This window comes from Vibrio sp. 1F253 (assembly GCF_041439295.1).
Lineage (GTDB): Bacteria > Pseudomonadota > Gammaproteobacteria > Enterobacterales > Vibrionaceae > Vibrio > Vibrio tasmaniensis_A.
Genome location: NZ_JBGONU010000004.1, coordinates 119,235 through 131,883 on the forward strand (window position 1 = coordinate 119,235; position 12,649 = coordinate 131,883).

Genomic DNA, 12,649 nt, shown 5'->3' on the forward strand with positions numbered 1-12,649 from the left:
ACCCCCAAAATGAGTAGAAGTGAAGGTTAGCGATTACGCAAACGTTTAATGATCTTTCTATTAATATAATTACTGTTTATGTTGAAGGTCAAATTGATAATTATTCTTGTATAGGAAAGGAAGCCGCGCATGATAAAACGATTCATATGTGCAACAAAAGGCGTAAATAAAGTCGTGTTGTTGGCTTTGATAGCGATTGGACTGACAGCGTGTACAACCAATGAAACGACTCCAACTCACAATTATGGCGTGGTGACCAGTGGTGACTTTGATTTCATGAAACATGAGGTAGTCACGTACTCATGGCATCCCGAATCAGAGCAAGTGTACCTTTCTGAAAAATATGACAAGACGGTCGTCACTGATCTTGTACGCGAAGCGATTAAAGAACAACTTTCATTGAAAGGTTATCAGTTGAAATCCGGGGCTGGTGATGTCGTAGTGGGTTTTGGATTAGCTGAAGAATCTGAACTGAACGATGAATCGATCTTTGATGCGATTCAGCTATCTACAGGTGTGCCATTTTATAGTGATGATGGAAAGGTAAGCGAGAAAGGGTCTTTGTATATTGCTTTTTTTGTTCCTAATTCAGAAGTTATTCAGTGGCAAGCACTGGCGCAGTCTGGTATCCAACCTGATTTAGAGCCGAGCGAAAGCAAACAGCGGGTTATGGGCTTTGTTGAAATGTTATTTAGACGTATGCCCGAGAGGTAAAGCGAAGTGTTGAATGTATTCATTGAGTCAATCGTTCTTGTGTAAAAAACGGACAGGTCGCAGATTATACTTTTTTATTTGTAACGAACCGTACAAATACGTAAAGCAACGTAAAGTTCGCGCTTCTTTTGCTAGCATTTGTCTATACTGAACAAAACGTTAACTTAGGTTTGATTCAATGAAACGGTTCTCAAAATACTCTCTCCCTCTATTAAGTATGTTCATTGTAAGTAACGCAGCGATTGTAGCAAATACTGCTGTCGCGGCACCTTCTATAGTACCAAGCCCACCTAGCCTAGGCGCAAAAGGGTATGTGTTAATTGATTTTAACTCTGGTGATGTGCTGGTAGAAAAAAACGCACACACTAAGTTGAACCCAGCGAGTTTAACCAAGCTTATGACCAGTTATGTGGCTGGACAAGAGATGAAACGAGGTAACATCTCTGCGGATGATCAGGTGCGAATTAGCGAAAACGCATGGGCGAAAAACTTCCCTGATTCTTCAAAAATGTTCATCGAAGTGAACACTGATGTCGCGATGATGGATCTTTACCGCGGCTTGATTATTCAATCAGGGAACGATGCGAGTGTTGCGATTGCTGAACATGTTGCAGGTTCACAAGATGCATTTGTTGACTTGATGAACTCTTGGGCGGCTTCGCTAAAACTGGAAAATACCCATTTTGCGAATGCACATGGCTTAGATGCGGACGATCTCTATTCAACGCCTTATGATATAGCTCTATTAGGCCGTGCAATTATTCGCGATTTACCGGATGTGTATGGTTTATACAGCGAACGCTCGTTTAGCTACAACAAGATTACACAACACAACCGCAATGGCTTATTACGTGATAGAAGCTTGACGGTCGATGGCATGAAAACAGGCTACACCTCTGGTGCAGGCTACAGTTTAGCGAGTTCGGCGACACAAGGTGAGATGAGACTTATTGCGGTTGTGATGGGCGCATCAAGCGTTAAGAGCCGTGAGTCAGACAGCAAACAATTGTTGAGCTATGGTTTTCGTTTCTTCGATACGTTAAATCCTCATCAAGGCGGTGACGAAGTCGCTGAAGAGAAGGTGTGGTTTGGTGCCCAAGATACGTTGAAGCTAGGCGTTGCAGAAGATACGTTTATTACGCTGCCTAAGTCAGACAGTAAAAAGTTAACGGCATCGATTGAACTAATATCTGAACTGAAAGCCCCGATTTCAGAAGGCCAAACCATAGGCGTTGTTCATTACACCGTTGATGGTGAAGATGTTCAAACTCAACCTTTGATCGCGTTGGAAGCGGTAGAGCAGGCCGGCTTGTTCAAACGCTTGATGGACTACGTAAAGCTATTTTTTGCTAGTCTGTTCTAAATCGAGATAGTGACGATAAGTCACGATGGAAAACCTAAATAGTATGGGCGTTGTGAGTAAATCACAGCGCCTATTTTTTTTCTACATCAACGAAAACAACGTGCCGCACTATCTTTATTAGCCGTAGCGGTCGGTTTCGATTACTATACGCAAAATTTAGCAGCGTAGTCACTTATGACGATTGAGATAAAGAACGTAACCGAACCCGAAGTAACATGTGCTAATTGTCAGGCATGCTGTTGCCGTTTAGAGGTTATGATCATCACAGATACAGGCGTACCTGAAGAGCATATCGCTTATGATGAATGGGGCGGCGAAACGATGTTGCGGCTCGACGACGGTTGGTGTTCTGCTGTAGATAGAGAAACACTGATGTGTACTATTTACGAAAACCGACCTTGGATCTGTCGTGAATTCGAAATGGCCTCTTTTGAATGTGTTGATCAGCGCAAAGATGTAATGGGTTAAGACTTTATCTTAGCTATCGATGTTAGTTGAGCTCTAACTGTTCTTAGAGCTTTAACTATTCCTTGCGCTCAAATACTTCGCAAGAAAATCGATAAACACTCGGATTCTTTGGGGCAAATAATCGCTCGCATGATACACCACGTACATTGGTAGCTGGTTATTACTCCAATCTTCCAATAACCTTTTTAGTTCTCCTTTCTCAACATACTCTTTGCCCATCCAATCCGGTAAAGCAACAATACCTAAACCTTGTCGAGCCATTTTAAGTAGCATATCTGGGCTATCTGAAGTGAATATTTGATTTACTTTAATGGTATTAGTTTTGTCGCTCTTGTCGGTAAAACGCCATTCATTCGCAGGGCTCATCAGGGAGTAGGTTAAGCATTGGTGTTCGCTCAAATCTTGTGGATACAGAGGAATCCCTTGTTTTTCTAGATAATCTGGTGATGCGAAGTAGTGAACTTTGTTGTTAAACAAGAAGCGTGCTTTTAGCCCTGAGTCTTTGAGTTGTGACGCGCGGATGGCAACATCAATATTGTGTTCATTAAGGTTGACGATGCGGTCATCGATGCTGAGGTTAATGCGGATACCTGGGTGCTGTTCAATGAAAGCTTGAAGCGGCTCACTGAGTAACATCGATGAAAAAGCACTTGGCGCAGATATCTTAAGCTCACCTTCCACGGATTCTGTTTCACGCTTGAGCCTACTTTCTATGGTAGACATCTCTTCGAGTAAACGGGAGCAATAAGTCAGGTAGTCTTTGCCTGCATGGGTTAGGGATATTTTGCGACTGTTTCGCTGAAACAGCGTCATTCCTAAATCACTTTCTAACCACGCAATCTTTTTACTTACGGCACTTTGTGTCACGTCGAGTTTATTGGCAGTAGCAGTAAAACTGTTCAGCTGCGCAGTTTCCACGAAGATACGAATACACTCAATTTTATCCATTCTAGTTGTCCTATATCTTGTACCTAAACCCAATCATTCCAAATTGGAATCCTAACTATCATAAAACTAGCATTTATCGTTCTATTTATGAATGGTTAAATGATTCCACTACGTTAATGATTCTTAAGAAAGGTGGCAACATGAGTACAGTAGTGAGTGTATTACTAGTGGTGTTCTTTTTATTGGCGAGTTCAATCAAGACAATTGCTTTGGCAAAAGAAAGTGTTTGAAATCCAGCTTGGCTTTTTTAAAAGCTATGGATTAAATCGCGTCATCATGTTTCTAGTTGGCATGGTTGAGTTTACTGGAGCTGTATTGTTGCTCTGTGCTTTGGTTGGTTTAGCACCTGAACATACGCAACTGATGGGAGGTTTGATATTAGCGAGTACTTCACTAGGGGCGATTTACTTTCATTTGAGATTCGATACGTGGAAGGATGGTATTCCCGCGATGGTTACTCTGTTGGGTTCTGGCTTCTTGGTCATTGCATCGTACTAAGTTTATTCGACATGTAGCGATAGCTATGAGAGGCAAAGGAAATAAGAGTAGGGCACGAAGCCCTACCAAATGGAAACGGTTTAGAACTCAGAAGGCACTTCAAACTCGAGCCATTCACCGGTTGTTGGGTGAATCAGTTTTAAGTAGCCAGCGTGAAGGTGTAAACGCTCACGTTTGTATCCGTATAAGTCGTCACCACGAATCGGTACACCAAGGCCTGACGGGTGAGCACAGTGTACGCGCAGCTGGTGGGTTCGTCCTGTTTTAGGGTACAAGTGAACCTTGGTTTTGCCATTGTTGGTGCTGACCGCTTCCCAATGAGTTTCAGCATTACGTCCATGTTCATGGCAAACCAATTGTCTTGGTCTGTCTGTTATGTCGCCGCGCAAGGGCAAGCTGATATCGCCAGATTTGCCGTCGATTTCACCATCTAACAGAGCTGTATATCGTTTCTCTACGGTTCTATCAATGAACTGCTTCTGGATGTGTTTATTGGACTCTGCGGTCAGCGCCAAGATCAATAAGCCTGACGTCGACATGTCCAATCGATGGATAATCAAAGGGCCTGTTGCGTCGGGGTAGCGCGCTTTAATGCGGGTATAAACAGAGTCCTCGATAAACTTACCAGGAACCGATAAGAACTCCTCGGGTTTATTCACCACCACGATCTCGTCATCTTCATAGACAATATCAAACGACTTACCAACCGCAGGGTTCACGATAAGAGGGTTATCTTCTAATTCGATGCCGTTTAGCTGGTGGTCGAGGATCTCGAAGCTTTTGCTTTGGCAAACCGGGTACAGGTTTGCGTGCTGGCGAATGACAGCCGTTGGAGGCAATCCCCACCAAAACTCAGACAATGCTAATGGCTGAAAGCCGTGTTCAAAAGCAAAATTAAGCAGCTTAGGTAGGCAGCAGTCGCCAGAGCCTTCAAGAGCGTCTTTGCCATCTAACAATTCAAGCAGGTTCTTTGATTCGAGAGCTTGGTTGTTAAAGCGATAATGAGACAACCGTTGCGCTTCTAATTCGGCTGAGATCGCTTGGTACTCTTGCTTGCGGCTCGTGAGTTCGCTTTCGATAGCATCAACTTGCGACTGGCGTTCTGCGATCTTTTGTTTCCACTCGATACGGAGCGCTTTTAGGTCGCGCTTCTCTTGGCTGCTTTGATTGCCTAACTGTTTAAGCAGGTCAGCGGCTGAATCAAGATTCCCCAACGCTTTCTCTTGATTGGCTTTTTCTCTTAGAACCGTACGCTCAGCCTTGTTGGCAGCCATTGCGATCTGAAATGCTTCAACTGCTTTACTCGCATCGTTTTTGAGTTCATTTAGGCTTGACGTCAAATCATCTAGGTTATGAGTTTGTTCTAGGTTCGTAATGTCATTAATCAAGGTTGCTTGCTTGACTAAGCCTTGCGTGTTTTGGACTTGAAACTGTTGCCCATCAAAAGCAGAAGGAACAAAGGCGATACTTGTTAGCTGAGAGGAGAGTGAAGAATCTAACTGCAAACCTGAAAATGCAGAAAGGTAGCCTAGCTCTTGAGTTGTCGGATCCTGAACAAGAAGCACTGCATAGAGGTTGCCTTGCGATGTTTCATTCACACCGCAGTCGAGCAATGACTGCTGAAGTTGCTGCATGGCAAGCTCACACGTTGGATGCGGTGTGTAGTAGTACGGAAACGTAAAGTGAGTCGGTAGCGGTAAGTCTACATTCGTATTGTCGTTTTTTAGGTGCAGTGGTGTGTATTGAGCAAGGTTTGCTGACATGAAGATCAAACTCTATGGCTGTTCAGTTAGAGTTCGGTATTGTTGTCGAAATGAAGGCAAATGAGAAGCCAAAGCGAAAGATAAATCGGCTTTGGCTTCATTTAGTTGCTTGTGCTTATCCTAAGCGCGCAGAGCTTGATTGAAACTCGATCAGTTCGAGTGTTCTAGCTCTAGTTGCTCGGCTTTTTGGTAAGCAGGGTGGCTCGTTAAAAGATCACCGTATTTAGCAATGTTAGGGTAGAGCGCAGTGGCACCGAAGTTACCCACGATTTCTACGATGAACGACATCATGAAATCGGCACCCGTCAGAGTATCAGCAACAAGGTAAGTTTTACCTTCAAGCGCTTCGTTGACAAAGGTTAGGATCTTTTGGTTTTCATCATCAGCGTAGCCGCCAAGGAAATTAGTCTCGCAACCGTCTTTCATCACAAAGATTTTAAGTAGCATTGGCAGAATACCAGAGCTTTCAGCGAAGTGAAGCCACTGTGAGTATTCCACGTAGTCAGCGGTGCCGCGCACTGGTGCGAACTTACCTTGACCGTATTTGTCGATTAGGTACTCGGTGATAGCACCAGATTCGCTGATCACGACGCCATCGTCTTCAATAACCGGAGATTTACCAAGAGGATGAACGGCCTTCAATTCTGGTGGCGCTAGAAACGTTACACTGTCTCGTTGGTATGGTTTGATTTGGTAATCTACTCCAAGCTCTTCCAATAGCCAGATGATGCGTTTTGAGCGAGATTTGTTTAGGTGATGCAAAGTAATCATGATTTTACCTAGTTAACTGGTTCAGTTTTTGAATTTATTTAGCTTCGTTTGTTTTGATAACAAGCTTACCGAAGTTTTGGCCTTCCAATAGACCCATGAATGCTTGTGGCGCCTCGTCTAGGCCTTCAACTAGGTGCTCACGGTAATGCATCTTGCCTTGAGACAACCATTCTGTCATTTGAACAGCAAACTCATTGTAACGGTGTGCGTAATCATCAAAGATAATGAAACCTTGCATCTTAATACGCTTGACCAAAAGAGTGCCCATAAGGCTAGACATGCGATCTGGGCCTTCAGGAAGTGATGTCGCATTGTATTGTGAAATAAGGCCACAAACAGGAATGCGAGCACCAGTGTTAAGCAACGGCATTACCGCATCGAACACCTTGCCGCCAACGTTTTCAAAATAAACGTCGATGCCGTTGCTACATGCTTTAGCCAGTTGCTCCGCGAAGTCGTCGGCTTTGTGGTCGATACATTCATCAAAACCAAGCACTTCTTTCGCGTACTGACATTTCTCTTGACCACCAGCAACGCCAATGACACGACAGCCTTTTAATTTTCCGATTTGGCCAACGGTTGCGTCTACTGCACCTGTTGCAGCCGCAACGACTAGAGTGTCGCCTTCTTTAGGTTGGCCGATATCAAGTAAGCCCATGTACGCAGTAAAGCCTGGCATACCCATGATGCCTAGTGCGTAAGAAGGGTGTGTTGGCTCTTTACCTAGTTTGATTAGGCCTTCACCATCAGACACACCAAGATCTTGCCAACCGGTGTAAGCCAGTACCCATTCGCCAACTTCAAAATCGCTATTGTTTGACTCTTCAACCTGACACACGGTTGCACCGACCATCACTTCATCAATCGCAACAGGGTCTGCGTAAGATTTAGCATCGCTCATTCGGCCACGCATGTACGGGTCTAGAGAAAGGTAAACTGAGCGAAGTAACATCTCGCCGTCTTTAATTGTTGGTGCGGCTACTGTCTCCAAACGGAAGTTATCTTGAGTCGGTGCGCCTACTGGGCGAGAAGCCAATACGATGCGGCGGTTGTCTTGTTGAGTCATTGGGTATCTTTAATTTTATATTATGTTTATTTATAATTAGACCAGTCGTCTAGTCTTGTTGTCTAAAAATCCCGCCGTCATCAAATGATAAGAGGGCGGGTTATCTGTCGTTAGTAAAGACTAAACACAGTACGTGGTTAGTTTTTACCTTTTAAAATCTGTTGGGTTAGGTTTAAAGCTGATTCTAAGCTACGTGAACTCTGGCTTAGTTTGCTTAATAAGCTTGCGCCTAACCACATAGAATATAGATTTTGAGCGGTTTCTTGGCTCTCTTCAACCTTTATCGAGCCATCATCAATACCACCGACAATGCACTGCTCGATGGTATGCGTCACTTTCTCAGCACCTTTCAATAGCGCTTGGCGCATAGGATCAGAAAGATCAGAAACTTCGGCGCTGAGCTTAACGACTAAGCATTTATGAGCGTTACAAGTACCGTTTTCAATCTGTGACCATCGAGTGAAATAACTGATAATTCTCTGGTAATGGTTGCCTTCACCATGAACCAAAATAGTTTCAACTCTGCTGATGTAGGTCTCAAAATAGTGCTGGATCAGAGCCTCGCCAAATTGCTCTTTAGATTTAAAGTAGTGGTAAAACGATCCTTTTGGAACATCCGCTTCTTTAAGCAATTGCGATAAGCCAACGCCGTTAAAGCCGTTGTTCACTATTAATTGGTAGCCAACATCTAAAACATGCAGGCGTGTGTCGTTCGTTTTATCGTTCATGGGCTTACTATAAGTTAAATTAGACCAGTCGTCTAGTCTTCGGCTTTTTGAGGTATATTCCGTCGTTACAAAAGTGGCTTCAACTATTCAATTATTCAAACGTTCACATATAAAAAAGCCCCAATATAGCTCGTATGTTAGGGCTTAAATCAGTCTCTTCAATTATTTGATAGAGATTAACTCAACATCAAAAATCAAAGTTGCTGATGGTGGGATAGGGCCTGAACCACCTTTACCGTAAGCCAATTGGCTTGGGATAAACAGGCGAACTTTTTGGCCTTCGACCATGTAAGTCAAACCTTCTTGCCAGCCTTTTATCACTTGTTTAAGAGCAAATGAGATTGGCTCACCACGATCAACAGAGCTGTCGAAAACAGTGCCGTCGATAAGTGTACCGTGGTAATGAACCGTTACTTTGCTGTTCTTAGTTGGGTGCTCTGTACCAGTACCTTCTTCAAGAACTAGGTATTGAAGACCACTTTCAGTCGTAACAACCCCTTCTTTAGCGCCGTTTTCGATAAGGAATTGTTGGCCTTGTTCGATATTTTCTTCGCCAGATTTATGGTTCATCCAAGTGCGGTAGATCATGAAGCCAGCCAAAATAAAGACAATGACCGGGATGATAAATTTAGACATAGTAAAACCTATTTATTGTTGATTTTTTATAGAGAAAAGCCGTTAAGGCTGAGTCAAAAGGTAGTTGATCGTTTTTGCGATACCTTGAACATCTTGGTGACCTGCTGTGAGTACTTGGTATTTACCGTTGATGATAAATGTTGGTACTGAGTTGATTTGACCTTTTACTGAGATCTCTTCAGCTTTCTTTACGTAGTCAAATAGAGCGACTTGCTGTTCTTTGTTCAGTTGGTATGGGCTAACCAGACCACGAGAAGTGAACGCAGTCTCTAGAGCTTGTTGACGTTGTTCAGGAGTCGCATCTGCACCCATTTGAACCGCAGCAAATAGGTCGTCCATGAACGCGTGGTCAGGTGTCGCATCAAGTTGCATTACTGCTGTGTAGTAGATCATTGCGCTGATTTGAGCACTTTCATTGAACGTAACGTGCATCTTGCCAATAGTTTGGTCTGTTAGAGATTCGATCTCTGGAATTGCACTTTCCATTTGACGGCAGTGACCACAATTTAGAGAGAAGATTTCAGTGATCGGAGACAGGTTAAATTCAGTTAGAGCAGTAGGCAGCGCTTCGTATTGAACGCCTTTCTGTGGCTCGTCTGTTTCACTACAACCCGCGATAATCAGTACGGCAGCAAGTGCTGTGATGAATTTAGTAAATGGTTTAAACATAATGTTTGCTCTAGCGTTGAGAAGTCGTGAGATTCTAACTATTTAGTACGAATTGGAAAACAATTATAAGGTAAATAAATGCAAACAGTTGGAACGGGCGGGCGATGACAGGCGAGTTGACGGTTAACTGTGATCAAAAACACTTTTTTGGGACGTGCTTTCTTTTCGTATAAAGTTTTTGTCTAAAGTTTTTCTCTCAGTGCCGATATAGACATTAGTGAATGGTTTATCTGCATAAGTGGTTGGTGAAGTAATGAGATATTTAGCGATAATGTTAAGCATAGCTTTGGCTGGGTGCGAAACTACGTTACCAACGGGGTTATTCGGTGAGGATATGTTACAAACTGCACCGAAAACTGATTACGACATTATGTACCCTGAATGGGGGGTGGTTCAAACCACTCATCAGCAAGGAACTATTACCACTAACTACGGACGTGGCGTTTCGACCAATGATCCACTGGAAGTCTTTTTAAGACAAAACCGTATCGATTTTGAAGTTTTACCTGGCAACCATGTGATGGTAAAGCTTGTACAGCATGTGAACTTTAAAACAGGTTCGACATCTCCTGAACCCGCTTACAACAATTGGTTGGACACGTTAGGCAGCTATCTTTCTCGACGCCAAGACATTGATGTCGTCATTGAAGGGCACACGGATAATACAGGCAGTGATCGTGTTAATGATCCGCTCTCTGAACAGCGCGCAAAAGAAGTGAAAGCTCGCTTAGAAAGTAACTATGTTTCGAGTCGTGCTATTTACACCCGCGGTTTCGGTGAGTACGTTCCCGCGTGTAACAACGCTTCAGTACAAGGTAAAGCCTGTAACCGCCGTGTAGAGTTGATGCTGATTGTGGCGAAATAGATGCGAGAAGCTTGATTCTTTGAATCGAAAGAGCGTATCGATTACAGACATAAAAAAATCCCTCATGAAGAGGGATTTTTTGTATTTAGCTTGTGTTGCTTTTTCCGCTTATGCGAACTGATTTTCTAAGTAAGATACGATATCTGAAGATTCGTACATCCACTCAGTTTTACCGTCTTTCTCGATACGTAGACAAGGAACTTTCACACGACCGCCGCCAGCTTCAAGCTCTGCACGGTGTTGTTCGTTGTTTTTTGCATCACGAAGTTCAAACTGAACAGACTGACGTTTCATCGAGCGTCGTACTTTTACACAAAATGGACATGCCTCGAATTGGCACAACGTGTGCGTTTTTGCCTGCTCGTTCACTTTGCTTTGTTCTTCTTGAGAACGCTTCACACCGCGTGGGCTGAAAACAAAATTCAACAACAAGATGACGCGACCTAAAAACCAACGGATAAACTTCATAACTCTCTCTACATATTTAAAATTAGCGTTACAATTTGCAGCATTATATACACAAGTTTTGTTAGATGCTCGCAACAAACCGCTAATATCTATTTTGTCCGTTCGATCGTGTGAGACTTCGCCACATTTAGCCCTAAACGTTTGGACAGTCGAGTCAGGTTTGCTCGGTCTGTTTTCAGAACTCGCCCTGCTTGCGCCCAGTTAAAGTTGGCATCCTCCAACACCTCAGTGATGATGCTGCGTTGAAAATCATCGGTAGCGCCACGTAAACCTGCAGATAGGTCGATCGTTGGTGTTGATAAAGGTGTGTTTTTTACCTGTGTCGTCGCTATAGGCTGATCTTGGTCGAGTGGGCCACAATCTTCTTTAGTGATTGTCACGAGGTTTTTGTTGGTGCTACGAGCTAATGCTTTTAGTGCTGAGCGGCTAATCACGTGCTCAAGCTCACGTACGTTACCTGGCCAACCGTAACGGTTTAAAAATACCAGTACATCAGAGCGGAATTTAACTTGGTTGATACCAAGTTTACGACGTGCCTGTTCTAGGAAGAAGCCTGCTAGCAAGCTGATGTCGTCACCTCGGTCTTTCAGAGCTGGCACTGCGATAGGGTACACACTCAATCGGTGGTATAAATCGGCTCTGAATCGACCGTCTTCAACTTCTTGCTTTAAGTCTCGGTTGGTTGCAGCTAAAACACGAACATCAATAGTTTGAATGTTGTCTTGGCCTACAGGTTGGATTTCGTTGTTTTGCAGTGCACGCAATAGCTTACTTTGTGCTGCTAAAGGCAATTCACCAATTTCATCTAAGAATAGCGTGCCGCCATCGGCTAGAGCAAACTTACCTAAGCGGTTTTTGTCTGCACCAGTAAACGCGCCACGAACGTGACCAAATAGTTCACTCTCTACCAAGTTCTCAGGAATAGCTGCACAGTTGACATAGACGAGTGGGTTACGTTTACGCTGCGATTGGTGATGCAGGGTTCGAGCAACGAGCTCTTTACCAACACCTGTATCACCATGAATCAGAATATTAAATTCAGAGGGTGCGACAACCGCGATATCGTTTTTAAGCGCGACCATGGTGTCACTATTACCAATCAATTCGCCGCCGTCACGTTCCCACGCTTCAACATTCAGCTCTTCCAGTAATTGCTTTGACTGTTTTGCTTGATGTTCAAGTTGCGAGAAAGTCATCGCCATTTGCATCGTAGAGGCAGCAATAGCAGCGAGAACTTCTAGGTTCCGAGCAGGAATATTCGCGAAGACATCAGGTTTTAGGCTGTCGAGGGTTAGTACCCCTAACAATTTGTCACCAAAAAGAAGAGGCAAACCCATACAGGCATGCATAGGCAAATCGCCGTCGTGGTCGATCAGTAAGCCATCGAAAGGATCAGGCAATGAGCTATCCGCATCAAAACGAACTGGAGAACGTGATGCGCAAATCTCATCAAAACGAGGGTGTTCTGAAATGATAAAGCGGCGACCGAATGTATCTCGACTGAGCCCTTGCATTGCGATGGGTACTAGCGTGTCGCCTTGAAGGCTTAAAAGCGCGACGCAATCACACGTTATGGTTTTACGAATGGCATCGATTAGGCGATTAAAACGGTCTTGATCGTTCACACCGCTGGCTAAACCAATGGTCATTTCCATGAGAGTGGATGCTGAGATATCTTGCATAAAGGGCTCA

At 43.8% G+C, this 12,649-nt stretch carries 13 protein-coding genes and 1 pseudogene; 5 read left to right on the top strand and 9 right to left on the bottom strand.

Annotated elements, in window-relative coordinates; genetic code table 11:
• Nucleotides 1-129 precede the first annotated feature (129 nt).
• The 3 genes from ACED28_RS03555 (at nt 130) to ACED28_RS03565 (ending at nt 2,545) form a co-directional block, all read left to right on the top strand.
• The gene (locus tag ACED28_RS03555; RefSeq protein WP_371709298.1) at nt 130-714 is read left to right on the top strand and encodes a DUF4136 domain-containing protein; all 585 of its coding nucleotides are present in this window, start codon (nt 130-132) and stop codon (nt 712-714) included.
• Between the two features lie 178 nt (nt 715-892).
• Complete coding sequence (locus tag ACED28_RS03560; protein ID WP_371709299.1) at nt 893-2,077, top strand: serine hydrolase; 1,185 nt, start codon at nt 893-895, stop codon at nt 2,075-2,077.
• A gap of 174 nt (nt 2,078-2,251) precedes the next feature.
• Nucleotides 2,252-2,545 (top strand): YkgJ family cysteine cluster protein, encoded by a 294-nt coding sequence (locus tag ACED28_RS03565; RefSeq protein ID WP_012600484.1) that lies wholly within the window; start codon nt 2,252-2,254, stop codon nt 2,543-2,545.
• Between the two features lie 51 nt (nt 2,546-2,596).
• Here the strand turns inward: ACED28_RS03565 and ACED28_RS03570 are convergent, their stop codons facing one another.
• Complete coding sequence (locus ACED28_RS03570) at nt 2,597-3,493, bottom strand: LysR family transcriptional regulator (RefSeq protein WP_009845496.1); 897 nt, start codon at nt 3,491-3,493, stop codon at nt 2,597-2,599.
• Between the two features lie 116 nt (nt 3,494-3,609).
• Here ACED28_RS03570 and ACED28_RS03575 point away from each other — a divergent pair.
• Nucleotides 3,610-3,991, top strand: a pseudogene (locus ACED28_RS03575) (DoxX family protein).
• Nucleotides 3,992-4,071: 80 nt separating this feature from the next.
• Here ACED28_RS03575 and ACED28_RS03580 read toward each other — a convergent pair.
• From ACED28_RS03580 to ACED28_RS03605, 6 genes are all read right to left on the bottom strand, one after another.
• On the bottom strand, nt 4,072-5,754 hold the full coding sequence (locus ACED28_RS03580) for an RluA family pseudouridine synthase (RefSeq protein WP_371709300.1): 1,683 nt from the start codon (nt 5,752-5,754) through the stop codon (nt 4,072-4,074).
• Between the two features lie 150 nt (nt 5,755-5,904).
• Nucleotides 5,905-6,525: a glutathione S-transferase family protein gene (locus ACED28_RS03585; protein ID WP_009845492.1), complete on the bottom strand. Its 621-nt coding sequence runs from the start codon at nt 6,523-6,525 to the stop codon at nt 5,905-5,907.
• A 34-nt stretch (nt 6,526-6,559) separates the two neighbouring features.
• A complete protein-coding gene (locus tag ACED28_RS03590) occupies nt 6,560-7,591 on the bottom strand; it encodes an NADP-dependent oxidoreductase (RefSeq protein ID WP_371709301.1) in 1,032 nt (343 codons plus the stop codon).
• A gap of 137 nt (nt 7,592-7,728) precedes the next feature.
• Entirely contained in the window at nt 7,729-8,319 is a 591-nt protein-coding gene (locus tag ACED28_RS03595) for a TetR/AcrR family transcriptional regulator (RefSeq protein ID WP_009845490.1), read from the bottom strand.
• A gap of 162 nt (nt 8,320-8,481) precedes the next feature.
• Nucleotides 8,482-8,955: an FKBP-type peptidyl-prolyl cis-trans isomerase gene (locus ACED28_RS03600; protein WP_012600489.1), complete on the bottom strand. Its 474-nt coding sequence runs from the start codon at nt 8,953-8,955 to the stop codon at nt 8,482-8,484.
• A gap of 42 nt (nt 8,956-8,997) precedes the next feature.
• On the bottom strand, nt 8,998-9,624 hold the full coding sequence (locus ACED28_RS03605) for a thiol:disulfide interchange protein DsbA/DsbL (protein WP_017097500.1): 627 nt from the start codon (nt 9,622-9,624) through the stop codon (nt 8,998-9,000).
• Between the two features lie 271 nt (nt 9,625-9,895).
• Here ACED28_RS03605 and ACED28_RS03610 point away from each other — a divergent pair, with 271 nt between their 5' ends.
• On the top strand, nt 9,896-10,489 hold the full coding sequence (locus ACED28_RS03610) for an OmpA family protein (protein ID WP_032499738.1): 594 nt from the start codon (nt 9,896-9,898) through the stop codon (nt 10,487-10,489).
• Nucleotides 10,490-10,597: 108 nt separating this feature from the next.
• Here ACED28_RS03610 and ACED28_RS03615 read toward each other — a convergent pair whose 3' ends face one another.
• Together ACED28_RS03615 and norR are read right to left on the bottom strand one after the other, a co-directional pair.
• Complete coding sequence (locus tag ACED28_RS03615) at nt 10,598-10,957, bottom strand: glutaredoxin family protein (protein ID WP_371709302.1); 360 nt, start codon at nt 10,955-10,957, stop codon at nt 10,598-10,600.
• Nucleotides 10,958-11,046: 89 nt separating this feature from the next.
• Complete coding sequence (gene norR, locus ACED28_RS03620; RefSeq protein WP_371709303.1) at nt 11,047-12,639, bottom strand: nitric oxide reductase transcriptional regulator NorR; 1,593 nt, start codon at nt 12,637-12,639, stop codon at nt 11,047-11,049.
• Between the last annotated feature and the right edge of the window lie 10 nt (nt 12,640-12,649).

What these genes read in the sequence shown, in the direction of transcription:
- ACED28_RS03560 (WP_371709299.1), top strand. Translation starts at nt 893, where the DNA reads ATGAAACGGTTCTCAAAATACTCTCTCCCTCTATTAAGTATGTTCATT.
- ACED28_RS03610 (WP_032499738.1), top strand. Translation starts at nt 9,896, where the DNA reads ATGTTAAGCATAGCTTTGGCTGGGTGCGAAACTACGTTACCAACGGGG.
- ACED28_RS03605 (WP_017097500.1), bottom strand. Translation starts at nt 9,624, where the DNA reads ATGTTTAAACCATTTACTAAATTCATCACAGCACTTGCTGCCGTACTG.
- ACED28_RS03585 (WP_009845492.1), bottom strand. Translation starts at nt 6,525, where the DNA reads ATGATTACTTTGCATCACCTAAACAAATCTCGCTCAAAACGCATCATC.
- ACED28_RS03590 (WP_371709301.1), bottom strand. Translation starts at nt 7,591, where the DNA reads ATGACTCAACAAGACAACCGCCGCATCGTATTGGCTTCTCGCCCAGTA.
- ACED28_RS03555 (WP_371709298.1), top strand. Translation starts at nt 130, where the DNA reads ATGATAAAACGATTCATATGTGCAACAAAAGGCGTAAATAAAGTCGTG.
- ACED28_RS03615 (WP_371709302.1), bottom strand. Translation starts at nt 10,957, where the DNA reads ATGAAGTTTATCCGTTGGTTTTTAGGTCGCGTCATCTTGTTGTTGAAT.
- ACED28_RS03570 (WP_009845496.1), bottom strand. Translation starts at nt 3,493, where the DNA reads ATGGATAAAATTGAGTGTATTCGTATCTTCGTGGAAACTGCGCAGCTG.
- ACED28_RS03595 (WP_009845490.1), bottom strand. Translation starts at nt 8,319, where the DNA reads ATGAACGATAAAACGAACGACACACGCCTGCATGTTTTAGATGTTGGC.
- ACED28_RS03565 (WP_012600484.1), top strand. Translation starts at nt 2,252, where the DNA reads ATGACGATTGAGATAAAGAACGTAACCGAACCCGAAGTAACATGTGCT.
- ACED28_RS03600 (WP_012600489.1), bottom strand. Translation starts at nt 8,955, where the DNA reads ATGTCTAAATTTATCATCCCGGTCATTGTCTTTATTTTGGCTGGCTTC.
- ACED28_RS03580 (WP_371709300.1), bottom strand. Translation starts at nt 5,754, where the DNA reads ATGTCAGCAAACCTTGCTCAATACACACCACTGCACCTAAAAAACGAC.
- norR (WP_371709303.1), bottom strand. Translation starts at nt 12,639, where the DNA reads ATGCAAGATATCTCAGCATCCACTCTCATGGAAATGACCATTGGTTTA.